This is a genomic window from Psychrobacter sp. CX10 (genome assembly GCF_057621575.2).
Genome location: NZ_CM177736.1, coordinates 596,512 through 621,310, shown reverse-complemented (window position 1 = coordinate 621,310; position 24,799 = coordinate 596,512). Strand labels below are relative to the sequence as shown.

General features: G+C 39.4%; 21 protein-coding genes and 1 riboswitch. Of the genes, 10 read left to right on the top strand and 11 right to left on the bottom strand.

The annotated features are described in order from the left end of the window. Positions 1–60 precede the first annotated feature (60 nt). Together cobS and cobT are read right to left on the bottom strand one after the other, a co-directional pair. A complete protein-coding gene (gene cobS, locus AC21OH_RS02555) occupies positions 61–894 on the bottom strand; it encodes an adenosylcobinamide-GDP ribazoletransferase (RefSeq protein WP_487371172.1) in 834 nt (277 codons plus the stop codon). 78 nt (positions 895–972) lie between these two features. Beyond that, on the bottom strand, positions 973–2,028 hold the full coding sequence (cobT, locus tag AC21OH_RS02550) for a nicotinate-nucleotide--dimethylbenzimidazole phosphoribosyltransferase (protein ID WP_487371173.1): 1,056 nt from the start codon (positions 2,026–2,028) through the stop codon (positions 973–975). Positions 2,029–2,181: 153 nt separating this feature from the next. On the opposite strand from cobT, the gene AC21OH_RS02545 reads away from it, so the two are divergent. Next, positions 2,182–3,048: a Cof-type HAD-IIB family hydrolase gene (locus tag AC21OH_RS02545; protein WP_487371174.1), complete on the top strand. Its 867-nt coding sequence runs from the start codon at positions 2,182–2,184 to the stop codon at positions 3,046–3,048. 40 nt (positions 3,049–3,088) lie between these two features. On the opposite strand, the gene prfB is transcribed toward AC21OH_RS02545, so the two are convergent. From prfB to AC21OH_RS02530, 3 genes are all read right to left on the bottom strand, one after another. Then, a protein-coding gene (gene prfB, locus AC21OH_RS02540; protein WP_486535874.1) for a peptide chain release factor 2 occupies positions 3,089–4,184 on the bottom strand; the annotation gives its coding sequence in 2 pieces (ribosomal slippage) (positions 3,089–4,111 and positions 4,113–4,184; 1,095 coding nt in all). A gap of 274 nt (positions 4,185–4,458) precedes the next feature. Then, on the bottom strand, positions 4,459–5,169 hold the full coding sequence (locus AC21OH_RS02535) for an HAD family hydrolase (RefSeq protein ID WP_487371175.1): 711 nt from the start codon (positions 5,167–5,169) through the stop codon (positions 4,459–4,461). Positions 5,170–5,345: 176 nt separating this feature from the next. Beyond that, complete coding sequence (locus tag AC21OH_RS02530) at positions 5,346–5,882, bottom strand: gamma carbonic anhydrase family protein (protein ID WP_487371176.1); 537 nt, start codon at positions 5,880–5,882, stop codon at positions 5,346–5,348. A 768-nt stretch (positions 5,883–6,650) separates the two neighbouring features. Here AC21OH_RS02530 and AC21OH_RS02525 point away from each other — a divergent pair. From AC21OH_RS02525 to thiD, 9 genes are all read left to right on the top strand, one after another. Further along, on the top strand, positions 6,651–7,733 hold the full coding sequence (locus tag AC21OH_RS02525) for a DUF475 domain-containing protein (RefSeq protein ID WP_487371177.1): 1,083 nt from the start codon (positions 6,651–6,653) through the stop codon (positions 7,731–7,733). Between the two features lie 77 nt (positions 7,734–7,810). Next, on the top strand, positions 7,811–8,362 hold the full coding sequence (locus AC21OH_RS02520; RefSeq protein WP_487371178.1) for a phosphatase PAP2 family protein: 552 nt from the start codon (positions 7,811–7,813) through the stop codon (positions 8,360–8,362). Positions 8,363–8,892: 530 nt separating this feature from the next. Further along, positions 8,893–10,155 carry a glutamine-hydrolyzing carbamoyl-phosphate synthase small subunit gene (gene carA, locus AC21OH_RS02515; protein WP_487371179.1) on the top strand — a complete coding sequence of 421 codons (1,263 nt, stop codon included), beginning with the start codon at positions 8,893–8,895 and terminating at the stop codon, positions 10,153–10,155. A 68-nt stretch (positions 10,156–10,223) separates the two neighbouring features. Further along, entirely contained in the window at positions 10,224–13,490 is a 3,267-nt protein-coding gene (carB, locus tag AC21OH_RS02510; protein ID WP_487371180.1) for a carbamoyl-phosphate synthase large subunit, read from the top strand. 550 nt (positions 13,491–14,040) lie between these two features. Then, on the top strand, positions 14,041–14,517 hold the full coding sequence (gene greA / locus AC21OH_RS02505) for a transcription elongation factor GreA (RefSeq protein WP_486535881.1): 477 nt from the start codon (positions 14,041–14,043) through the stop codon (positions 14,515–14,517). Between the two features lie 350 nt (positions 14,518–14,867). Then, on the top strand, positions 14,868–15,461 hold the full coding sequence (locus tag AC21OH_RS02500) for a septal ring lytic transglycosylase RlpA family protein (RefSeq protein WP_486535882.1): 594 nt from the start codon (positions 14,868–14,870) through the stop codon (positions 15,459–15,461). Positions 15,462–15,689: 228 nt separating this feature from the next. Next, positions 15,690–15,781, top strand: a riboswitch (TPP riboswitch). 105 nt (positions 15,782–15,886) lie between these two features. Beyond that, entirely contained in the window at positions 15,887–16,696 is an 810-nt protein-coding gene (gene thiM, locus AC21OH_RS02495) for a hydroxyethylthiazole kinase (RefSeq protein WP_487371181.1), read from the top strand. Between the two features lie 316 nt (positions 16,697–17,012). Continuing rightward, a complete protein-coding gene (gene thiE, locus AC21OH_RS02490; protein ID WP_487371182.1) occupies positions 17,013–17,660 on the top strand; it encodes a thiamine phosphate synthase in 648 nt (215 codons plus the stop codon). Positions 17,661–17,829: 169 nt separating this feature from the next. Then, positions 17,830–18,615 (top strand): bifunctional hydroxymethylpyrimidine kinase/phosphomethylpyrimidine kinase, encoded by a 786-nt coding sequence (thiD, locus tag AC21OH_RS02485; protein WP_487371183.1) that lies wholly within the window; start codon positions 17,830–17,832, stop codon positions 18,613–18,615. Positions 18,616–18,647: 32 nt separating this feature from the next. On the opposite strand, the gene radA is transcribed toward thiD, so the two are convergent. From radA to AC21OH_RS02455, 6 genes are all read right to left on the bottom strand, one after another. Beyond that, positions 18,648–20,102, bottom strand: a complete 1,455-nt coding sequence (gene radA, locus AC21OH_RS02480; RefSeq protein WP_486535886.1) for a DNA repair protein RadA — start codon at positions 20,100–20,102, stop codon at positions 18,648–18,650. A gap of 254 nt (positions 20,103–20,356) precedes the next feature. After that, positions 20,357–21,073 carry an LPS export ABC transporter ATP-binding protein gene (gene lptB / locus AC21OH_RS02475; protein ID WP_487371187.1) on the bottom strand — a complete coding sequence of 239 codons (717 nt, stop codon included), beginning with the start codon at positions 21,071–21,073 and terminating at the stop codon, positions 20,357–20,359. Positions 21,074–21,166: 93 nt separating this feature from the next. Beyond that, positions 21,167–21,667 (bottom strand): lipopolysaccharide transport periplasmic protein LptA, encoded by a 501-nt coding sequence (lptA, locus tag AC21OH_RS02470; protein WP_486535887.1) that lies wholly within the window; start codon positions 21,665–21,667, stop codon positions 21,167–21,169. 265 nt (positions 21,668–21,932) lie between these two features. Next, entirely contained in the window at positions 21,933–22,523 is a 591-nt protein-coding gene (gene lptC / locus AC21OH_RS02465) for an LPS export ABC transporter periplasmic protein LptC (RefSeq protein ID WP_487371184.1), read from the bottom strand. A 348-nt stretch (positions 22,524–22,871) separates the two neighbouring features. Next, positions 22,872–23,399 (bottom strand): KdsC family phosphatase, encoded by a 528-nt coding sequence (locus AC21OH_RS02460; RefSeq protein WP_487371185.1) that lies wholly within the window; start codon positions 23,397–23,399, stop codon positions 22,872–22,874. Between the two features lie 191 nt (positions 23,400–23,590). Further along, positions 23,591–24,589: a KpsF/GutQ family sugar-phosphate isomerase gene (locus tag AC21OH_RS02455; RefSeq protein ID WP_487371186.1), complete on the bottom strand. Its 999-nt coding sequence runs from the start codon at positions 24,587–24,589 to the stop codon at positions 23,591–23,593. Between the last annotated feature and the right edge of the window lie 210 nt (positions 24,590–24,799).

The following is a 24,799-nucleotide window of genomic DNA, read 5'->3' as shown; positions in this document are numbered from 1 at the left end:
TTTAAAAGCGGTTTACTCTTTAAATATGGTTACTTTAATTAGATCATAAACACTGGTTTATTAAATATTTGCAGCAAGCCCTAGATGAATAGCTATTTCAACTACCTGCTGGGTAGCGCCTAATCCGTCACCCGTATACCCTGTCAGTCGTCTCTTCAATAATTTATACATATAATACGTCACTATAATCGCCATCAGTGCAGCCAATGTCCACTGTGCAATATGGATTTGGTGCCATAATTCGGGTAAGCCTAAGTACATTATTAATATTAAAAGAACCAGCCATAAAGTACTCGCCAACCATTGAACAGGCGACATTTGTTGAGCCATAGGTTTTGCTTTTGCGTGATCAATATCACCGCCGTAAGGCAATAATACGATAAGACTCGTACACAATAGTCTGGATGCGGTGTGCGCAACAATTATAACTACAAGTGCGGATGATAATGGCATTGATGCCAATAATAGGATTTTAAGTAATATCACACTTATTAGCCCCAGCGTGCCATAAGTGCCTATACGCGAGTCTTTCATAATAGTTAACGTACGCTCACGGGTTAATCCGCCGCCTAACCCATCACAAGTATCTGCTAACCCATCCTCATGAAATGCACCCGTAAGTTTGATGCCAAAAAGCGTACTTAATGCAGCGCTGACAATGGGTGTAAACAAGTAACTTGTCAGCCAGTAAATCAATGCACATAATACTCCTACCAGCAAACCCACCCCTGGAAAGTGTCGGCTACTTTGATGTAGCCATTCAGGTTGATATTTATTAAAGCTAATGGGTATGCGTGTCAGAAACTGAAGCGCTACGAGATACAGTTGCCATTCATATTTGATAGCTTTTATTAAAAAAGAATGTTGGCGCTTCGATAGATTGTCTTTTGACATATCACTCTTTCATATACGGTTATTAATTTTTTATTTATAGTTCTTTATTTTAAGTTTTATTCAATTAGATAAAGTAAATCATTGTTGTTCACTGATGCCCGCATCTTCAAAGCTTGCCATTTCATTAATTATTGCACAGGCAGACTTTAATAAAGGATAAGCCAAAGCGGCTCCGCTTCCCTCTCCCAATCGCATATCAAAGTCCAATAATGGCTGAGCATTTAATAGCTTAAGTAAATAACGATGACCAGGCTCTACAGAATGGTGTGCAAATACGGCATAATTTTTAACACCAGATGCTATTTGCTCAGCAGCTAACAAAGCACAGCTACTTATAAATCCATCAATTAGTAAAACCTTTCTATCACTCGCAGCCTGTATAAAAGCGCCTGCCATCATAGCTATCTCAAGACCGCCAACTGAGGCTAGAATATCAAGAGGCTGCGTAACTTGAGTATGCCGTGCTAAGACTTGAGTTAAGACTTTTTGTTTGCGGCTGAGTCCCGCATCATCCAGCCCCGTTCCTCTACCAATACATTTTTCAATTGGAAAACCGCCTATTTTTGCAAGCAGCAAGCTCGCTGACGAGGTATTACCTATACCCATCTCCCCTGCAATAAATAACTCCCCGTCAAGCTGCTTAGCAATGTCCATACCTGAATGAAGTGATTGAATACATTCTTCAAGTGTCATAGCAGGTTCAATAAGCGCATCACGGCTACCTAACCTCACTTTGTAATTTAAAAGACTAGGATGGTCTAACACATTATATTCTGAGAAATATACTGAAACGCCTGCATCGATAACTTTCAGATCGATATCGTGTTGACGCGCCAACACATTAATTGCCGCACCACCGTTTAGAAAATTTAGCACCATTTGTGCAGTGACTTCACTTGGATAGGCTGAGATGCCGTGTTTAACCAAACCATGATCTGCTGCAAACACTCGAATAATTGCATTATTAACGCTAGGCGCCACGCTATCTTGAATCAGCCCCATCTTTATAGCGAGTGTTTCGAGTTTACCTAATGAACCAATCGGTTTGGTTTTCTTGTCTAATATACGCTGCAATTCCTTTTGCAGTGGAAGATTGTCGATATGAGCAATATTGGGTAAAGTTAACGTAGTCAATTTGAATTTTCCTAAATTTTAGTCTAATAAACCATCTGATTTGAAGTATGAAGACAACTGAAGGTTACGTTTCATTTAAGCTAAATATGCTAAAGTGGTCTAGTGATCTAGTCATATTTATAAACATTTAAACCCTATTTGAACAGGTAAGTTATGTCTAATGATAGTACGACTATAACTCAAAATAATAATACTCATTGCGTACAGCGCCAACTAAATGGTTCGGCATTTGTTCCAAAAATCATATTTTTTGATATTGATGATACGCTGAGCCGCGATGGGATTATAGCACCGCATAATAAAAAAACTTTGGAAGCATTGGCTCAAACTGATATCAAGCTGGTTATCGCCACAGGCCGAGCAAAATCGATGTTACCCAAAGACATTTTAGGTCTATTAGAATCTGACGTATTTGATGCCATTATATGTATGAATGGTCAATATAGTTTTAACAACCAGGGGTTAATTAGTCACTATCCACTTACGTTAAAACAGGCCTTTAAAATTAATGAGCTATGTAATAGCCGTCATTTTATTCACAAATTTGACTCAGCTGAGCACGTGGTATGGTCACATGCCAATGAACGTATCCGCGAATTTATCGAGCATCACCCAAGCTCATTTGTAGATCCTGACTATTTTAAAAATAATACGGTCTATCAGTGTTCTGTTTTCTTTTTTGATAAAACCAATAAGATGCAAGATGTAGATTTTGCTAAAGACGGTTTAAAGCTTGTATATTGGCACAGCGTTGGCGGCGATATTCTTCCTAGTGACGCATCAAAAGCACGCGGTGTGCATGATATATGCCAGCATTTTAACATTGGGGTTGATGAATCTATGGCAATAGGTGATGGATTTAATGATATGGAAATGTTCGATACGGTCGGTTATGCTGTCGCGATGGGCGATGGCCAGCCTGCCTTACAGGAACGTGCAGATTTTATTACAGGCAGTATCGAAGCGTTTGGATTGCAAACGGTTTTGGATCCATTACTAGAGCCTTTTAAGCAAACATAAGCTCTAGCGGAATCGTTTTTTAAAAAGCGTTTATGTAAAACTATAGACCTGCTTTCAGACTGGCGACGATGAACTGATCCAAATCACCATCGAGTACCGCTCCCGTATTGAAAGTTTCCACCCCTGTACGTAAGTCTTTAATACGCGAATCATCCAAAACGTATGAACGAATTTGACTCCCCCAGCCCACATCCGATTTGTTGTCTTCAACAGCTTGCTGCTTTTCCATGCGTTTTTGCATTTCAAGCTCATACAGTTTGGCCCGGAGCATTTTCATGGCAGTGGCTTTGTTACCATGTTGGCTACGTTCATTTTGGCACTGTACGACGGTATTTGTAGGCTCATGCGTAATACGCACTGCTGAATCTGTTGTGTTGACATGCTGACCACCCGCGCCGCTCGATCGATACGTATCAATGCGCAGATCGGCAGGATTGATATCAATTTCGATATCATCATCAATTTCTGGTGAAATAAATACCGCTGCAAATGAGGTATGACGTCCATTATTACTATCAAAAGGTGACTTACGTACCAAACGGTGAACCCCCGTCTCACTACGTAGCCAACCAAATGCATAATCTCCTGTGACTTTAAACGATGCAGATTTAATACCTGCAACACTGCCAGCAGACTCTTCAATAATTTCAACTTTAAATCCGTGTGAATCACACCAGCGTGTATACATTCGTAGTAGCATCTCTGCCCAGTCTTGAGCTTCTGTACCACCGCTGCCTGATTGAATGTCGACGAAACAATTATTGGTATCCATCTCGCCATCGAACATACGTTTGAATTCTAAGTCATCTACTTGAGATTGAGCAGTATTTAGCTCGCTTTGAACGTCCGTCAGTAAACCCTCGTCATCCGCTTCGATAGCTAACTCTAGCATAGCAGACGCATCTTCTAAGGTGGCTTCTAATCCTGTAATGGTATCGATAACCCCATCTAATTGACTTTTCTCTTTACTCATTTTGGTGGCACGCTCGGGATTATTCCAAAGTTCTGGTGATTCCATCTCGAGGTTCACTTCTTCTAAGCGTTCGACCTTTTCATCGAAGTCAAAGATACCTCCGTAAATCCTTTGCTCGTTCGGTTAGGTCTTTAATTTGTTCTTGATATTGATTGGTTTCCATAACTATTCCAAAGTTCAGGGTTTTGTATTTATTCAATGTTTAATTAAAGTTTTGAAGCATTCTAAATCATGACATTACCTGATATGCCATCGTTTAAATAACATATCAATAGCGTAAAGAGTAAATACGATACTTTTTATTAGTTAAGTAAGTATTTGATTAAGTATAGCTAAATAAGCTAGGTTTTTATCAAAAATTTTATTTGGTATAACGGGATTAGCATTGATTGCTTTTTCTAAATTTATTAATGACGACATACTGCTTAGGCTATTATTTAAATAGACCAATCTTCTACTGCCCAGCGATGAGCCAGTGCATACGCATGTAATACATCGTCGGGTGTAATCGCAATGGCAACATCTGCCCATTCAAGTAAAGGTAAATCATTTTTTGAATCCGAATAAGCGTACGTTTTGGTGTATTCAATACCATCTTGCATGCGCATATTGAGCCATTTCTCTAGATGATATAGCTTACCTTCTTTAAAATTAGGCTTGTCAGTTAATTTTCCAGTATACCGATTATCTTTAACCTCAAGCGGAGTCGCCAAAATATTAGCCGCTTTAATACCAAACTTCGCAGCGATGGCAGACACGACAAAATCATTGGTGGCAGAAATTATGACCACATCATGTCCTGCATCAATATGATGTTTGATAGCATCAATAGCTTTTGGACGTATGTGCGGTTCAATCTCAGTTTTAATATAGTCTTCGCGTATCTTTAGCAGTCTATCCATCGGTAAAGTAGTTAAAAACTCTGCGACAAACTCGTTATATTCGGTAGCGTCTAAAGTGCCTTCTATATACTGCTCATAAAATCGCTGATTCGCTGTCCGATATTGCGCCTCATCCACCAGTCCTTTCTTAACGATATATTCGCCCCATAAATAATCACTGTCTACATCAAGCAAAGTGTGATCCAGATCAAATAGAGCCAGTTCATTGATGGTGTAATTATTTGAGTTAGCAGACTGACTATTCATAAAACGCCTTATTTTAATTTATACCTAGTTAGTTTTTCCAATATATTGCTGTGTTAATTACTGTATTAATTAATGTGTTAAGAAACTGAGTTGTGTTTAACCTTCCGTGTTTACAGTTGTTATAAGTAGATAAGAGGTATGAATAAGTGATTGATGTAAATCAAATTAACACTTAATTAATCTGGCAGCTCTACCTCTTTTAATTCAGTTTTAAACTGCTGGCATTTTTCCGCGTAATGCAGTGCAGACATTTTTAGCATCGCCACTTGAGGATCAGTGAGAGTTTTTACAACTTTTGCCGGCGCTCCCATGACTAATGAGTTATCCGGAATCTCTTTACCTTCTGTCACAAGTGCCTTAGCTCCGATAATACAGTTCTTACCTATCTTCGCGTTGTTTAGCACCACCGCACCAATACCGATAAGACTATTATTGCCCACCGTACATCCATGTAGCATAGCCAGATGGCCAATGGTAACGTGATCTCCAATATTTACTTCGACGCCTACGTCAGTATGTATCACTGCGTTTTCTTGAACATTGGAATAGTCCCCAATATGAATGCGCTGGTTGTCCCCACGGATCACGGCACCAAACCAGACACTGGCTTTATGCCCTAAGTACACATCACCTATTACTTGGGCATTGTTAGCCACCCATCCATTAAATGGGATTGCAAATTCAGGTTTTTTGTCCATAAATTGATAAATCATTTTAAATATCCTTATTTAAATTTAATTGTTGTTTTAAAACGCAGAGTAACTTTTTAGCTGATTAACTAGGGGCTGTATAGAATTGATTCATGGAACTGGCAGAGGCTATTTTTTATGCAATATACTGGGAAATTTTAGACACTTAGTCGTTCTAAGTTAGAACCCTTAATTATTGAATGTCACAATATATTGGCAAAAAATAGACCTGCCCTCTCAAGCACAGCTCTCGGCTTTAGAACGGGCAAATCAGTGCTTTGCTCAAGAACCGTTCTCAAGGCTGATGCTAAAATTGCCCCAAACATTGTTGTAAAACTAGCTAAGGTCCAATACGCTTCGGGCATTATCGTCGATTAACGCCTAGCTTGGAACACAGCTTGGATTAATTGGTAACTATCAGCAGTCCTAATTAAGCAATTCTATACAGCCCCTAATAACGTATTCAAATATAGAAGCCTTACTTATGATAGAAGCCTTACTTATGATAGCTATCAAAACTCGTACGGACGCCTAATTCTATAAAAACAAAACGAATAAAGTGGCTATTATAAATTGATAATCGATATGACACAGCAACCTTTTATATTAACTTAATTTATTTGTCAGTATAGGTCATGATATCATCTGCATCATTATTATTCGTTTAGGATTCTATTAAATGTTTAATAAACCCTATAACGACACTAAAGCGTTATCATAAACTGATTCACGTTTAGTATCAAAAATTGTCATATCATTCCTATCTAAAATTCCTTATTTACTGGACATTCTATGCGTCACTTTTTATTTGATATTATTTTTACAATTGTTTGTCTAATTGCCGCCGCTTGGTGGGGGTTTTCGCATGGTGGTGTAACCACGATGTTTTCAGCATTAGCGGTAACAGCCATACTGGCAGTTATGGAGATCTCATTATCATTTGATAATGCCGTAGTGAATGCGTCCATTCTAAAAGGCTGGAATGAGTTTTGGAAAAAGATTTTCTTAACAGTAGGTATTTTAGTTGCAGTATTCGGTATGCGCTTGGTATTCCCAATCGTTATTGTGGCGGTGACTGCTAACCTTGGATTCATTGAGGTCATTCAGCTAGCACTCAATGATCCAGCACAATATGCCACTCATCTAAACGCCCATCATGCTGAAATTTCAGCGTTTGGAGGTATGTTTTTATTATTGGTATTTTTAACCTTTATTTTCGGTGACAAAGAGGTGGAATGGTTTTCGTGGCTGGAAAGTAAATTAAACCGCTTTAGTAAGGTTGATGCTATGAGTACCTTTGTTGCCATCGTGGTATTAATGATTTCATTATCGTGGGTTGAGGAAGCCAAAGAATCAGTTATTTTGACTGCTGGTATATGGGGTATATTGGTTTACTTAGGCGTCAATGTACTTTCAACTTTGCTAGAGGGTAAAGAGGATAGCGACGAGGATGACGTCGTTGTTGACGTGAATGGTAATGTGGTCACAAATACAGCAGGCGTCTCAACGACAATTTTAAAAGGGGGCGTCGCTGGATTTATCTATTTAGAAGTATTAGACGCCTCATTTAGTTTTGATGGTGTGATTGGTGCATTCGCTATTACCAACGACGTGATTATTATTATGTTAGGTTTGGCAATCGGTGCTATGTTTGTTCGTTCCATGACTATCTTTTTAGTAGATAAGGGAACATTAAGTGAATTTATTTATCTTGAACATGGCGCACACTATGCTATCGGTGCTTTAGCAGTAATCATGTTGGTGTCCATGAAATATCATGTTCCTGAGTTAATTACTGGTCTTATTGGTGTCGCCTTTATTGGATTGTCCTTATTTAATTCTATCCAATATAAAAGACGTCATGAACACACTTAGCCCTCAAAGACAAACAAAACTCGAAGCGATTTAAATATATAAAACCCTTTAAACTTAGACCCTATAGGAACCTCTTGATGCTAAACCGACATCTTCGTGCAACTTTATACATAGGCAGCGGTATTATGCTCGCTACCCATTCAGCAACAGCTGGCAGCTCGGATATCGAAACCGCAGGCGATATAATTATGGTAGCTATTCCAGCATATGCTTATGGCACTGCGCATTATATGGATGATAAAGAAGGAAGAATGCAGCTATATAAAGGGTTTGGTACTAATGTCGCTGCAACTTATGCCCTAAAAGAAGTTGTCAATAAACAAAGACCGGATAAAAGTGATGATGATTCTTTTCCATCAGGTCATACCTCAATAGCATTTCAAGGTGCCAGTTTTGTACACAAGCGATATGGGTTTAAGCAAAGCTTACCTGCTTATGTAGGCGCTGCTTTTGTTGGTTATAGCCGTATTGAAGCGGACAAACATGACACCTCTGATGTTTTAGCTGGTGCAGCTTTAGGGGTTGCCAGTAGTCTATTCTTTACCAAAAGCTATACTGAGGACAAACTACATATTAGTGCCAATGTTGACCCCGATAATTATCTAATAACTCTTAATTACCACTTTTAATTTATAACAATGCACTCATATAGTGATACAAGATATATATGGGTTTTCTATCTGACTATAATCATATTTATATTAAGATTACATGAAGTTTAGACTAAAAAGTTTTTTACTAAAAAGACTTATGTCATTTTAATATTTTTTTTAGGATTCAGTAGCCATTTACTGTTAGGTTTTGTATAATATGCAAAATCTGTACCTAAGCGAGTAGAAATGACACAGTTAACAGCGCTCACTAATATCATACCTTTTAGTGATTTCGTTGTTTTCTGTTGTTAAGCTACTCGCTTTTTTGTGGCCAAATTTTGCAAAAATCACATTTTAATTTATAAACATATCATCCAATTGATAGGCTTAATCTATTCAAACTGCTTTTATAAGAATGGGTTTAAACCTAGTATCATATCCATCAGCATCATTTCTATCAGCATTAGTTCTATCATTTGGAACAGATTACATATTTATTGCAGCAGCAAACCGTCATTTTTTCCAAATATCAGGTCATGATAATCACGAATTACAAGGGTAGTCATATGGGCGTACAACAAGACACAACTTATCTCAAACAAACCGAAGCTGTTTTGGCATTAGAAGACGGTAGTATCTTCCGCGGCATCTCTATAGGTGCTAAAGGTCATCGCATCGGTGAAGTCGTATTTAATACCTCTATGACAGGGTATCAAGAAATACTTACTGACCCTAGTTATGCCAAACAAATCGTTACCCTAACCTACCCGCATATTGGCAATACCGGTACTAATACAGAGGATGCAGAATCAGGAAACATTGATTGCACCTCACCAGATGGCCATCAAGTATGGGCAGAAGGGTTAATTATTCGTGACGCCACCATGACCACCTCAAATTTTCGTAATTCTGAAAGCTTGTCAGATTATCTTGAACGTCAGCGAACCGTCGCCATTGCCGAGATTGATACCCGCAAATTGACTCGCTTATTACGTGAAAAAGGCGCGCAAAATGGCTGTATTTTAACGGCCAGTAACGACGATACCCTAACCGATGTCGACATAGAAAAAGCTTTAGAGCTTGCTAGAGGTTTTGAAGGTCTTAAAGGTATGGACTTAGCACAGTGGTCTTGCCATCCGGAAGGGTTTGAGTGGACGGCAGGAACATGGGAATTAGCAGACCGCGGTGTGCATGGGGTCACAAAAAGCGAAACCGGTGGCTACTACAAACAGTTAGGCGAGCATATTGAACATAGATATGATGTGGTTGCTTATGACTTTGGTACCAAAACCAATATCTTACGTATGCTGGTGGATATCGGCTGTAAAGTAACGGTTGTTCCAGCGACAACGCCTATTGAAGATGTTTTAGCGATGAATCCAGATGGTATTTTCTTATCGAATGGCCCTGGAGACCCTGCTGCGTGTGGTTACGCTATTGACGCTGTTCGTCATATAATTGAAGAAACCAACATACCAACTTTTGGCATATGTTTAGGGCATCAGTTAGTAGGATTAGCATGCGGCGCAGATACTTTGAAAATGAAAACAGGACATCATGGTGCCAACCATCCTGTTCAAGATTTGGCGACTCAAAAAGTCTTGATTACCAGCCAAAACCATGGCTTTGCTATTGATGAAAGTACTCTACCAGATCATGTTAAACCAACGCATCGTTCGCTATTTGATGGTACGAACCAAGGTATTGAATTAAGCAACAAGCCTGTCTTTAGCTTCCAAGGTCATCCTGAAGCTAGCCCTGGTCCGCAAGATGCTGCCCTTTTATTTAAGAAATTTGCAGAAATGTTGAATGCATATAAACAAAGCTAACGGACATTTTAATCTTACCTATATTCTTAAATCGTTCAAATATATACCATTTATAAAAAGAGAAACTTATGCCAAAACGTACCGACATTAAAAGCATTCTTATTATCGGCGCAGGTCCCATCGTTATTGGGCAAGCGTGTGAGTTTGATTATTCAGGCGCTCAAGCATGTAAAGCCTTACGTGAAGAGGGCTACCGCGTTATCCTAGTTAACTCAAACCCAGCAACCATCATGACAGACCCTGTCATGGCAGATGCAACATATATTGAGCCTATCACGTGGCAAACCGTTGAACAGATTATTGAAAAAGAACGTCCTGATGCTATCTTGCCTACTATGGGCGGTCAAACTGCGCTTAATTGCGCTCTAGATTTAGACAAAAACGGTGTCTTAGAAAAACATAACGTTGAGCTTATCGGCGCAACCAAAGAAGCGATCGAGATGGCTGAAGACCGTGATTTATTTGACCGAGCAATGAAGCGTATTGGTCTTGAGTGTCCACGTGCCGAAATCGCAGAATCTATGGATGAAGCTTTTGATATACAAGCCAAGCTGGGCTTTCCATGTATTATACGTCCATCATTCACCATGGGTGGCTCAGGCGGCGGTATCGCTTATAACCGTGACGAATTTATTGAAATTTGTGAGCGCGGATTTGATCTCTCCCCTACCCATCAATTATTGATTGACGAGTCATTAATCGGCTGGAAAGAATATGAGATGGAAGTGGTACGCGACAAAAACGATAACTGTATAATTATCTGTGCCATTGAAAACGTTGACCCAATGGGCGTACACACAGGGGATTCGATCACAGTTGCACCGGCGCAAACGCTCACTGATAAAGAATATCAAATCATGCGTAACGCGTCACTCGCCGTACTGCGCGAGATTGGCGTTGAAACGGGTGGCTCAAACGTACAGTTCGGTGTCAATCCAAAGACTGGGCGTATGGTAGTCATTGAGATGAACCCACGTGTCTCACGCTCATCTGCATTGGCTTCTAAAGCCACCGGCTTCCCAATTGCTAAAATAGCTGCAAAACTAGCGGTTGGTTATACCCTTGATGAGCTTAATAATGATATAACTGGTGGTAAAACGCCTGCAAGCTTTGAGCCATCAATTGATTACGTTGTGACTAAGATTCCACGCTTTAACTTTGAAAAATTCCCACAAGCAGAAAACATTTTATCAACACAAATGAAGTCTGTTGGTGAAGTTATGGCGATTGGGCGTAACTTTCAAGAGTCCATGCAAAAAGCCTTACGTGGGTTAGAGACAGGCGCTGATGGCTTTGATGAGCAGATTGACTTTGCTGCCTTAGCAGAAGGTAAGATCAGCGCAGATAAAGTTAAAGCAGAGATTAAGCAGCGTCTCACAGTACCGACGCCAGAACGTATTTTTTATTTAGCAGATGCCTTTAGAATTGGCATGAGTGTCAATGATGTATTTAATTATACTAATATCGACCCGTGGTTTTTAGTTCAGATCAAAGATATCGTTAACACAGAAGCGCATGTGAAATCGCTTGGATTTGGCGGTATAAATGCCAATAATTTAAGACGATTTAAACGTAAAGGTTTGTCTGATCTTCGTCTTGCAAAACTGCTTGGTGTGTCGCAAAAACAACTGCGTAAAAAACGTTGGGATTTAGAAGTTTATCCAGTCTACAAACGAGTGGATACATGTGCTGCTGAATTTGCCACCTCAACGGCATATATGTATTCAACGTATGATGAAGAGTGTGAAGCCAACCCGACGGATAATAAGAAGATAATGGTTATCGGTGGTGGTCCTAACCGCATTGGTCAAGGTATTGAGTTTGATTACTGCTGTGTTCACGCAGCGCTCGCCATGCGTGCCGATGGCTACGAGACCATCATGGTGAACTGTAACCCAGAAACGGTATCCACTGACTATGATACTTCTGATAGATTGTATTTTGAATCAATTACATTAGAAGATGTCCTTGAAATAGTCCGTATCGAAAAACCTCAAGGCGTTATTGTACAATTTGGCGGTCAAACACCTTTGAAACTTGCTCGCAGCTTAGAAGCAGCTGGCGTCAGCATCATTGGTACGTCGCCTGATGCGATTGACCGTGCTGAAGACCGCGAGCGTTTTCAGCATATGATTCATCAACTCGACTTAATTCAGCCACCTAATGCGTTAGCAACCAGCTTAGAAGATGGATTGTTTAAAGCTAAAGAAGTCGGATATCCATTAGTGGTACGTCCATCCTATGTTTTAGGTGGCCGTGCAATGGAGATTGTTTATAACGAAGATGAGCTTAAGCATTACTTGCGCACCGCCGTTCAAGCTTCAAATGAAGCGCCTGTGCTACTTGATCGATTCTTAGACGATGCGATTGAAGTTGACGTTGATTGTGTAAGTGACGGTAATGAGGTGGTCATCGGCGGTATTATGCAACATATTGAACAAGCGGGTGTTCACTCAGGAGATTCCGCCTGTTCACTACCCCCTTATTCGTTATCAGAAGAAGTTTGTGATGTGATGCGAGCGCAAACCATTGCCATGGCAAAAGAGCTTGGCGTTGTGGGATTAATGAACGTACAATTCGCTGTCAAAAATGGCACGGTGTATATTTTAGAGGTAAACCCACGCGCTGCGCGTACCGTACCTTTTGTATCTAAGTGTATTGGCACATCATTAGCGCAAGTAGCTGCTCGCTGTATGGCTGGTCAATCATTAGCAGATCAAGCCTTTACTCAAGAAATTAAGCCTGCATTTTATGCCGTTAAAGAAGCGGTATTCCCATTTGCTAAATTTCCTGGCGTTGATCCTATTTTAAGCCCTGAGATGAAATCTACTGGCGAGGTGATGGGAGTTGGTAAAACCTTCGGAGAAGCCTTTTATAAAGGAATTATTGGTACTAACGAACGTCTGCCAGGATTACCTAAAGCCGATGAGGTTAAGACCGTATTCATCTCTGTAAGAGACAGTGATAAGCCAGGTCTTACGCCTATAGCTCACCAATTAGTCGATTATGGCTTTAAACTTGTTGCAACGGCGGGTACACAGCAATATCTGAATGACCAAGGTATTGAATGTACGCGTATCAATAAAGTAACTGAGGGCCGACCTCATGTGGTTGACGCCTTGAAAAATGGTGAGATTGACCTTATCATCAATACTACTGAAGGTAAGCAAGCTCAAGAAGACTCTTTTTCAATCCGCCGTAACGCTTTACAAAGTAAAGTGTTTTATGTGACTACGTTAGGTGCGGCAGATGCCATATGTAAATCATATGCGATCGACTTACCTTTTGAAGTTTATAAGTTACAAGCGCTACATGCTCAAGCGCTAAATAGCTAAGCTAATAACTAAATATAGCTAGCCACTTCATCAGTCGGCTATAGTTGATTAGGTTGTTTGGTATTACTTAAGCTGCATTTGAGTTTTTATTTATTCGCTTTTATAGGCCAACTTGATACCTAAATAATTGCTAATCGTAGATGCGGTTAGCAATTTTTCAGTTAAATGGTATGGGTTTTATTTAAATGCTTAGGGTCTGTATATATAGTCGAAACAGTCAAAATGGTTATTAGGCAACCGAGTGCAAGTACTACTTATGTAGGCTTAGCTAGGATAATGCCGAAACCGTTTAGTAGTTCGCTGACTATAGTAGCTATATTTAAAAAGTAGCTATACTTTGAATCATCATCTTATTATGGCAGTTCTAATAATGGTTGATTTATAATACTTTATTATATATAAATCCTATTAGACCCTAAAAGTTACACTCATAACGCCATCCACTTTGGATGGTGTTATGGTATTTATGTTTTTTTAATCCTTACAACCTGATAAACCACATAGTTTATTGAATGATTCACAATGCAAATGTTTAACAAAGGAAATTGATATGCAACGCTACCCAATGACACCGCAAGGACACGCTAAGCTCGAAGATGAGCTCAAACAACTTAAAACCGTTGATCGTCCTCGCATCACAGCTTCCATCGCTGAAGCACGAGAGCATGGTGATTTAAAAGAAAATGCTGAATACCATGCTGCCCGCGAGCAACAAGGGTTTTGTGAAGCACGTATTCGAGACATCGAAGCCAAATTATCTGGCGCCCAAGTCATTGACCCGACTACCCTTCCTCAAGAAGGTCGTGTGGTATTTGGCGTGACGGTAGTCATTGAAAATCTAGATAATGAAGAAGAAAAGCGTTATAAAATCGTTGGCGATGATGAAGCTGACTTTAAGCTTAATAAGATTTCTATTAATTCTCCTATTGCACGCGGTTTAATAGGTAAAGAAGAAGGAGATGAAGCGAGAATTCAAACCCCGAGCGGTATGGTTGAATTCGAAGTTGTTGAAGTTATCTATGAATAATCCTTTTGAATAATTAAAAGTTAAGCAATTGCTTAGCTTTTTTTATTTTAGCGCCTAAATAAACATATTGAATTAATTATTCGAATAATAATATATATAGATAATTATTGTATAGAAAAATGTAAACCAACTTATTTATAAAATAAACTGTTTAGTCACTTGTAAAACATACTTATTTAATGTTAAGTTACAAAACGTCAACAATGAAACATTTAATAGTGATAATAAAGTCGTACTTTATATAACTAATACTAAAACACCATTTTAACTTGTCTATGCGCAATATTTATTAAAGAATGCATAGTTTCTCGAGTTTGAATTATTATTCAATAGATATTTATGAGGCAATTATGATGAAGATTTCATCTGCACTATGTGGTTTTGCATGTATGATCGGTGCAACCTCTTTAGTTCATGCCACTGACTATAATCAAGTTGGTGGAGCCAAAGACTCTAATAATATTGATATGGTACTAAGCCAATTAGCACACCAACAACAATCACCCTCATTATTCCAAGCGTCCTTTGAACCTACATCATTAGCTAATAATAGCAGCTTAATTAAATCTAGAACGGTCAATGCCTCTAACAATAATGATGATGTTTTATCTCATTTAACGTTAGTTGCATCAAACTCAGTCAATAACTTTAAACAAAACGGTCGTGCATCTTGGTACGGCGGCAAATTTCATGGAAGAAAAACGGCTAGTGGCGAACGTTTTAATATGAACTCTTTGACCGCTGCACACCGATCTTTACCCTTTAATACTTATCTAAAAGTAACTAATAAGCACAATGGCCGCAGTGTTGTTGTTAAAGTAAATGACCGTGGTCCCTTCCATGGTAATCGTGTTTTAGACCTCTCTTACGGCGCAGCTAAAAAGATTGGCTTAGTTAATCGTGGTACTGCTAATGTTGTTATCGAACGTGTCAATAATCCATAACCTATATATAAACTAAAACTATGTTAATTATTTATTATAGTTTTAGGATAGATCTTGATTCATATATTATATAAATTCAAAGCCTATTTTTAATAATCTTAAGACTTACCTAGGTAAGTCTTTTTTTATGTCCTAAACTTTTTAAAAACGATTTGTTATACCGGTAATAAACCGCACTGGCTTGTTAAACTTAATCAGTTTCGCTATGATATAAACTCAATTGATCAATGTTAGTCACAGGGGCGCCATCTATTGGCTGAGACGTACCCTTTGAACCTGATCCAGATTATACTGGCGTAGGGAGTGTATAGCAGTACTGCAAAGCTTATTTGTAATTTAAATTAATTTTTTAATTATGGCATTTAATTAAACTGCTGCGGTACTCTGTGTGTTTTCTTTCGCCCTCTTTTTCTTTAGAGGGAAATATGCAATCTAAATCTATCCAATCTCACTTTACTAATTTCAAAAAACATTCTCCATTAGTTCATAATATTACCAATGATGTTGCTAACCATACGGTTGCTAATGTTTTATTAGCCAGTGGTGCATCTCCTGCTATGGTAATAGCTATTGAAGAAGCTCCTGATTTTGTCAAAATATCCCATGCATTAGCCCTCAATATCGGCACGCTTTGCTCACAAAGCTTAGAGAGTATGCTTGCCACAGCACAATCTGCTCACGACAATAATATACCTTGGGTTTTAGATCCAGTTGCAGTAGGCGCTACGTCCTTTCGTCTTTTTGCTTGCAAGCAGCTATTAAAGTTCAAACCCGACGTAATACGCGGAAACGCATCAGAAATCTTAGCCTTAGCGGGAATGAGTAGCTCTAGTAAAGGCGCAGATAGTGGAGATAGTGTTCAATCAGCAAAGCGTGCCGCTGCCAGTTTATTAGAACATGCATCCGTTGTCATAGTAACCGGAGAAACTGATTGGGTTACTGATGGTAAGCACTGCTGGTCTATAGAAAATGGCGATCTTATGATGACAAAAGTCACCGCTATAGGCTGTGCTTTATCTGCACTTATAGCAGGTATTGTTGCTTCAAATACTGAGCACAAAGGTGAAGCTGCTGCCGTCGCTCTTTGCTTCTATGGTCTAGCTGGCGAACTTGCAGCCAAAACTAGCAATGGTCCAGGTAGCTTTTATGTTGAATTTTTAGATGCCCTCCATAACCTAGATGCCTTACAACTTGCTAGAGACTCAAAGGTTAGCGCATCATTATTTGATACATAGTTTATTATTTGATAGACCACACTCTCAACTCTTGACGTAAGCTATGGCTTTAGCACAGCAATATGAATAAAAAATTTGAGATTTTCTGGGCTAAAAGCACAAGCCTACTAGGCAGTTTAATAAGTTGAGAGTGGGGTTTAATATAGTCGGGGAACTTATAAAGAGTCACGGTGTTAACATCGTTAAGCCTACTCCAGTAGTACTTGCACTCGGTTGCCTTGTGACTACTTTAAAGTTCTTTGACTATAGCTAATGATTTATAGCAGTTTAAACGCTATGTATTGATAATTATAAGTATTAAAGATTAGGGAGGACGATGATGACTCTGGTTGCTCAACAAAAGATAGCTTCTGCTTTACGATTATACTTGGTCACTGATCCTAGTATGTGTGCAAAACGAGGGCTTATCGACACCGTGTGTGCAGCAATTGAAGGCGGTGCCACAATGGTACAACTGCGTGACAAACAAGCTTGTGATGACGACTTATATCATACTGCTTGCGAGCTTAAGAAAGCCATAGATGGCCGAGTACCATTAATACTAAATGATCGGGTTCATATAGCGTATAAAGCAAAACTTAATGGCGTGCATATTGGTCAGGGGGATATGAATGTTAAAGAAGCCCGTCGTATCTTAGGACCACAGGCATTAATAGGTCTGTCTATAGGAAACTTAGAAGAATGCCAAGAAGCCCAGACTTATTTTCTTGATGATTTAGATTATTTTGGTATTGGTCCGGTATATCCCACCAAAACTAAAAAAAATCACGCCCAACCCTTAAGTGTACAAGGTATCGATACACTCGCTCAAGCTAGTAAACTGCCTACGGTGGCAATCGGTGGTATAAATTTGAACAATGCAAAGGAGATTTATAATACCAGTTGTGATGGTATTGCAGTCGTGTCGGCCATTTGCGCTGCGCACAACCCTAAACAAGCGGCTTATGATTTAATAAATCTCTAAAAACTTACTATGGGCTGTACAGAATTGATTAATTGGGACTGCTGATAGCAAAGTAAGATGTTTGAACAAGTTACCTACACATGGTACCTAAGTAAAGTACCTTAGACGCTAGTACCTAACACGCTTTAAAAATTTCTGATAACTACATATCGTCTTTAAGGATAATAAAATGATATCTAATATATTAACGATTGCAGGCACCGATTGTACAGGCGGAGCGGGCATTCAATCAGATATTAAAGCCATAAGCGCGAATGGGGGTTATGCAATGAGTGTCATCACGGGTGTGGTAGCTCAAAATACTCAAGGCGTTCAAAAGGTACAAATATTACCCATTGATATGATACAAGCGCAGCTCAATTCAGTATTTGATGATGTGCGAGTCGATGCTGTTAAGATAGGCATGTTAGGCAACTCCGAGGTTATTCGCTGCGTTGTTGATGCGCTAAACAAATACCAACCAAAAAAGGTGGTACTTGATCCTGTTATGGTTGCAAAAAGTGGCGATAGATTATTAGAATCTGATGCGGTTCAGGCTATGCGAGAGCTATTGATTCCGAACGTAGGTTTAATGACACCTAATTTACCCGAATCTGCTTATTTACTGAATATGTCAGAAGCCCAGAATCGCGAAGATATGATTCAGCAGGCTAAAAGTTTTGCGGTACCTACTTTTTTAAAAGGTGGCCATCTGACAATGGACAGCTCTCCAGATTTGTTAGTTTGTGACGGAGAGTTTTATTGGTATGAGAGTCCGCGTATTTCTACTAAGAATAGTCACGGTACAGGCTGCACCCTCTCAGCAGCTATCGCAACTTTTTGGGGTCAAGGCGATACGTTAAATACAGCATGTGATAAAGCAAAAGACTATTTAACAGGCGCTCTACAGAATGCCTCAAAATTAAAGGTAGGCCGTGGTCAGGGGCCCGTTCATCATTTTTATAAATATTATTAACGTCGATCTAATTGATGACCTAAGCGGCCGTATTAGTTTATTTCAAAAGCCCGGTCTATGGCATCATCTAACCTATCGGCTGTAATCACATTTATATCTTTGAATTGTCCCATCAAATCCTTTGGCGCATTTGCTTTGGGCACTATGGCATGTTTAAAACCGTGCTTCATTGCTTCTTTAAGCCTTTCTTGACCATTTGGTACAGGACGTATCTCTCCAGAGAGCCCTACCTCTCCAAACACAGCTAATGACGAGGGTAAAGGTTTTTCTTTAATACTAGAAGCACAAGCCAGTAATACTGCCAAATCTGAACCTGTCTCCATCACCTTAACCCCGCCCACGACATTGACATAGACATCTTGACCGCTGGTATGAATACCGCCGTGACGATGCATAACCGCCAATAGCATTGCCAGCCGCTGCTGATCCAATCCAAGCGCCATTCGTCTAGGCTGTCCTGCCGAGTCATCTACTAAGGCTTGTACCTCGACCAATAAAGGCCGCGTACCTTCACGGCTTACCATAACAACAGAACCTGAAATGGGCTTTTCATAGCGGCTTAAAAATATTGCCGAAGGGTTTGCCACCTCTTTTAGACCCGTATCAGTCATACCGAAAATACCGAGCTCATTAACCGCTCCAAATCGATTTTTGACCGCTCTAATCATTCTAAATCTTGAATCGGACTGGCCTTCAAAATACAGTACCGTATCTACCATGTGCTCAAGTACGCGTGGGCCTGCCAGCGTACCTTCTTTAGTCACATGCCCCACTAGAAATAACGCCGTACCTGTTTGTTTAGCATAGCGGGTTAGCATGGCAGCAGACTCACGTATTTGGCTTACCCCACCTGGAGCCGAATTGATCGCATCGGTATAAATCGTTTGTATAGAATCAATGATTGCTACCGCGGGTTGTTCTTGAGTCAACGCTGCACAAATTGTTTCTACATTTGTTTCAGTCATCACCTTTAAATGAGTGGCTGGTAAACCAAGACGTTGAGCGCGCATTGCAACTTGAGATAACGACTCCTCACCGGTCACGTATAGCGCACTACCTGATAGTGATTCAGGGTCAGCCATGTAAGCTGCTGTTTGTAATAATATTGTTGATTTACCAATCCCAGGATCACCGCCAATTAAGACGACAGACCCTGCTACCAATCCGCCGCCCAAAACACGGTTAAACTCGCTAATACCTGTAGGTAACCTGGTATCGAAGGTGACGTTAATTGAATTGAGTGTCACGACCCCACTTTGTGAACCTGAATAGTTACTCCGTTCTGCTGCTATCGTGGACCCATCTCTTGCAGGCGCTCCTGTATATGAGGGCTTTGATGATTTACTAGGCGTCTTATGATGCGGCATACTCACATTAGGGGCTTCCACTAAGGTATTCCATTCGCCACAATCTGAGCATTGACCCGACCATTTACCGAAATAAGCTCCACAGTTTTGACACACATAACTTGTTTTGGATTTCGCCATGAATTAACCTTGGTTGATAACAGTAACTTTGATAGATATTTTTTTAATAACTCGTATTGAGAGTTTGAAGCCTGCAGCTTGCAGCTTAGACTGTAGATTGTAAATTGAAACGAATTGAATTTAGTCAAAAATAGCCGACAAAAATGCCAGCTGTGTTGGTTAAGAGTGAAGTAGTTAGAATAATAAAATGAGAATACACGTCACAAAATGACGAAATAATTAGGTAATATTAGACTATCAAATCATCTAAATTATTAAATCATAGCTTGGAAATCTTTACCTAAATAGACTTCTTTGACCAGATCGTTGCTTAACACCTCAGCGGGTGTGCCATTTGCAATAATCTGACCTTCACTAACAATATAAGCGGATTCACAAATAGCAAGCGTCTCGCGAACATTATGATCAGTTATGAGCACGCCAATACCCCGCTCTTTTAAAGTGATGATAACCTCTTTAATATCACTGACAGAAATTGGGTCCACACCCGCAAATGGCTCATCTAGTAAAATAAACTTTGGATTGGCCGCCAGAGCACGGGCTATCTCACAACGTCTTCGTTCGCCACCTGATACACTCATACCCAAAGAATGACGAACATGACCCAGATTAAAATCTGCAATAAGTTTTTCAAGTTCTGCTTGCTGGGCCTCTTTAGTTAAATCTTTGCGCGTTTGCAAAATAGCTAGAATGTTATCTTGTACACTGAGCTTTCTAAAAATGGATGCTTCCTGAGGAAGATATCCAATACCAGCACGTGCACGTTCATGCATGGCGTATTTAGACAAATCGTTGTTGCCGAGTTTGACCGTGCCTTTGTCCATATTCACAAGACCAACAACCATATAAAAACTGGTTGTTTTTCCTGCACCGTTAGGTCCTAACAGCCCAACAACTTGACCTTGCTCTACACTAAATGACACATCTTTTACGACCCAGCGCTTACCATAGCGTTTTGCAAGATTGCGCATGGTTAATACAGATTTATCAGATGTTTGTGTGTTTGATAGCTCATTACTATCAATATGTTCTATATGTGCAGACGTAGGCTTATTGTGCATGAGTTATCTAATTCCTCTACGATTGGTACTCTCACTAGGCGGGAAAATAAGCTCAACTCGCTGACTGCCGCCAGCAGTTGCTTCAACATCACCAAGCTTCAAACTATAGCGAATCTCATTACCAGAAAAGCTTGCGCCATTTTGTGACAACTTAGCATTACCGGTGAGTGTTACAATCCCAGTTTGAGCATTGTAATCGATACGATTTGCTTGGCCTTTCGCTAGACCCTTTTCTTGAGTCACTACTTGCTGCATAGTAGCAGGACGACCTGTAGCAACTGCGGACTGAATACTGCGTGACCCCGATAAATTAACCACTATTTTATCAGCTGAAAGTTTAAGTGTGCCTTGGGTTATCGTCACGTCGCCATAATAAGAGGTTACGCCAGTACGCTCACTGTAAGTTGCTTTGTCTGCGAGTAATCGTATGGGCTGATTAGCATCAGAAGGTAAAGCGTTGACAGTCATAGACGCCATCATAGTCGTCGAAATAATAGCTGTCATTTTAACCGCACTTATCAAATTAAATGACCAAGTCGGTGCTATGCAATTAGAGCGTTTATTCACTATTTATTTCCCAATGTTATATCAATTATTTCATTTTTGATTATGAGGTAAGGCCGTTTATTAACTTTAGTGTTTTTGAGTTTAATATATTTACCTTAAAACTTTTAGTATTGTAAGAGGTAAGATTAGTTACTCATTAGTGATTTTAAATGATACAAAAGTCTCATCAATTAGTTACTGTGCAATAGCATACAAGGCGTTATTAAAATAAAGGAACATCTTTACGTTTTGGGGGCATGAATGTGACTGCAACTATAGAAAAATCATACTCTCCTGTTTGCAAGTTTGCAGAAAAGTCGGCAGCTTTAAAACTGTTATTAGCTTGAACAACCTGAATAGGCGTATCACTATATACCTGCTTGCTAATCAAATCACCAATAAGTTTCTGCGCTTCAAGTTTAATCGGAGCGCTAATAGTATCAGAATTTGCATAAGCATTTCGGCTTGAAAACAACACATTATCTGTCATAACAACTTTATTTTGCTCATGAAACATAGTGGCTTCATTTGCATTTATCACCACATTTCGAGAAGCATTTGGTCGCCAATTAAGCGTCATTCCAATAAGTTTATCTGCATTTTGAGCGGAATAATGGGTTAGTTCATCAGCAGTCAATGCATACTCGGCCACACCCTCATTATTTGTTTGGACAGCCAATATATCGGTTGCTTGATACTCAATATTAGTTCCAGCCAAGTTTACGACAGAATCTAAATCACCTTGGTTTCTATAAAACCAGACAGCGAACACCATCACGACAAGAGACAATACAAATAAAAAGCGTGTATTCATGATATTTCTACAGTAGATTCGTTTGTTAAGACGTCAATTATATTATAAATTTAAAAACCTAATGTTTTAAGTCTCATTCGTATGAGTTATGAGACCGATAGCTTATCAAACGGATAGCTTGTTAGCTAACATAATTAGTTGCATGATAGTTAGCTAACATAATTAGTTGCATGGTAGTTAGCTAACATAATTATTTGCTTGGTAGTTTGAATGCTTGGTCTAAATTGATCAGTAGCTCAGCGGCTTTAAAGCGTAAGCGTATGCTTAAATCATCGAATGATATGAATGATAGTTTAAAGATTTAGTGAACGAACTAGCAACTGGTCTTATCACTATAAGTTTTTAAACTTAATCAACCAAATATTGGCTTAGAAACTCATCATACTTCTTGTGACCCTTTAAGATAACATCACAGACTTCACGTACAGCGCCTTCTCCACCATCACGTGTAGTCACCATCATGACTCTGCTTAATACCTCAGAATGTGCATTAGCTACCGTCGCAGAAAAACCAACAGTCTGTAATGCTTTGATGTCAGGTAAGTCATCGCCCATATAAGCACAATCTTCAAGTTCGTAAGGAAGTTCTTCAATTAACTCTTTTAAAGCCAATAATTTATCATCACGGCCTTGTACAACATAATCAATGCCCATTTCGCTAGCCCGCTTGTCTACCATAGGACTCGTTCGGCCCGTTATGATCGCAGTTTTAACGTCCGCAAATTTAAGAGATTTTACCCCTATCCCATCTTTAACATTAAAGCTCTTAGTTTCGATGCCATTAGCATCATAGACAATATGACCATCGGATAAAATGCCATCCACATCTAAAACCAATAGCTTAACTTTGCTAGCGTCTTGAATTAAGTCTTGCATATTAACTCTCTTAAATAGTTATCATGTTAATTAGTATAGGTGTTAATTTAACTAAGTATGTTCCTAGCATTTCATTAAAGCTTTAAAGTCTATTGTTTGATTATTATATACATGATTGAAGCAATTATATTGAGGCTGTTGAATATAAAACACCTTTAAACCTTCAAAAAATTTGCAGATTAAAGAGCGTGTTACGTCACCCCTGCTTGTATAAGATCATGTATAGAAATAACGCCCTCTAAGCGCAGGTTTTCATCTACAATTAACAATTGACTAATCTCTAATTCATTCATAATACTTAAGGCATCAGACGCACGTGTATCTTTGGATATTTGCTTAGGGTTTGGGGTCATTATTTGCTGCATAGACGTGTCTAAATCAATATGTTTTTCAAGAGCTCGGCGCAAATCGCCATCAGTAAAAATACCCACCACTTTGCTGTCTGAATCAATAACCACGGCCATACCAAGACGTCCACTAGTCATGGTGAACAATGCTTCATGCAGGCTTGTACTCGTATTGACCGTTGGCAACTCAAGCTCACTTTTATCCTTGTGCATCAGATCACTCACTCGCATAAGCAGCTTGCGTCCCAGAGCACCTGCTGGATGTGACATTGCGAAATCTTCGGATGTAAAATTTCGTAGATGCACAAGCGTTACTGCAATCGCATCACCGAGTGCCAATGTTGCTGTTGTACTTGATGTGGGCGCTAACCCTAACGGGCATGCCTCATCAAAAGCGCCTAGGGTTAATGCAACGTTTGCATTTTTGGGTAACATCCCACGTTTATCACGGCTAATACTTATGAGCGGTATAGACAACTGTTTGACAACAGGTAGTAATGTTTTAATTTCATCTGACTCGCCAGAATTTGAAATGGCTAATAGCACATCTCCGGTGACTAACATACCCAGATCCCCATGACCTGCTTCACCTGGATGCATAAAGAACGCTGGGGTTCCAGTAGAGGCAAAAGTTGCCGCAATTTTACGTCCAATATGGCCTGATTTACCCATCCCAGTGACAACAACTCGTCCACTGCAGTTGAGTATCAAATCACAAGCACTCACAAAACGTTCATCAAGTTGGCCTATTAATAAATCTAAAGCTGCCTGTTCAGTACGAATGGCATCAGAAGCATAGTCGATATAACGTTTCTCTTTATCAGATAAGGTATGAGATGTCATAAATTTATTATTTTCTTTTTAGTAGATATATTCAAGATACGAATTAAAGATACAATTAGCCTGCTAATGAATCAGTTTTTATGTTTAATAAATAAATAACGAGTCTATTAATGAGCTTATTAACAGCATAAGTTTAGCATATTAAGATTGGTCGATATCAAACGTCTATGTAAAGCATCTGTAATTCAGTAATCGTTATATGAGGGCTAG

Coding starts and splice junctions, on each gene's coding strand:
- cobS (WP_487371172.1), bottom strand. CDS start 894: ATGTCAAAAGACAATCTATCGAAGCGCCAACATTCTTTTTTAATAAAA.
- AC21OH_RS02545 (WP_487371174.1), top strand. CDS start 2,182: ATGTCTAATGATAGTACGACTATAACTCAAAATAATAATACTCATTGC.
- AC21OH_RS02535 (WP_487371175.1), bottom strand. CDS start 5,169: ATGAATAGTCAGTCTGCTAACTCAAATAATTACACCATCAATGAACTG.
- AC21OH_RS02530 (WP_487371176.1), bottom strand. CDS start 5,882: ATGATTTATCAATTTATGGACAAAAAACCTGAATTTGCAATCCCATTT.
- AC21OH_RS02525 (WP_487371177.1), top strand. CDS start 6,651: ATGCGTCACTTTTTATTTGATATTATTTTTACAATTGTTTGTCTAATT.
- AC21OH_RS02520 (WP_487371178.1), top strand. CDS start 7,811: ATGCTAAACCGACATCTTCGTGCAACTTTATACATAGGCAGCGGTATT.
- carA (WP_487371179.1), top strand. CDS start 8,893: ATGGGCGTACAACAAGACACAACTTATCTCAAACAAACCGAAGCTGTT.
- carB (WP_487371180.1), top strand. CDS start 10,224: ATGCCAAAACGTACCGACATTAAAAGCATTCTTATTATCGGCGCAGGT.
- greA (WP_486535881.1), top strand. CDS start 14,041: ATGCAACGCTACCCAATGACACCGCAAGGACACGCTAAGCTCGAAGAT.
- AC21OH_RS02500 (WP_486535882.1), top strand. CDS start 14,868: ATGATGAAGATTTCATCTGCACTATGTGGTTTTGCATGTATGATCGGT.
- thiM (WP_487371181.1), top strand. CDS start 15,887: ATGCAATCTAAATCTATCCAATCTCACTTTACTAATTTCAAAAAACAT.
- thiE (WP_487371182.1), top strand. CDS start 17,013: ATGATGACTCTGGTTGCTCAACAAAAGATAGCTTCTGCTTTACGATTA.
- thiD (WP_487371183.1), top strand. CDS start 17,830: ATGATATCTAATATATTAACGATTGCAGGCACCGATTGTACAGGCGGA.
- radA (WP_486535886.1), bottom strand. CDS start 20,102: ATGGCGAAATCCAAAACAAGTTATGTGTGTCAAAACTGTGGAGCTTAT.
- lptB (WP_487371187.1), bottom strand. CDS start 21,073: ATGCGCAATCTTGCAAAACGCTATGGTAAGCGCTGGGTCGTAAAAGAT.
- lptA (WP_486535887.1), bottom strand. CDS start 21,667: ATGACAGCTATTATTTCGACGACTATGATGGCGTCTATGACTGTCAAC.
- lptC (WP_487371184.1), bottom strand. CDS start 22,523: ATGAATACACGCTTTTTATTTGTATTGTCTCTTGTCGTGATGGTGTTC.
- AC21OH_RS02460 (WP_487371185.1), bottom strand. CDS start 23,399: ATGCAAGACTTAATTCAAGACGCTAGCAAAGTTAAGCTATTGGTTTTA.
- AC21OH_RS02455 (WP_487371186.1), bottom strand. CDS start 24,589: ATGACATCTCATACCTTATCTGATAAAGAGAAACGTTATATCGACTAT.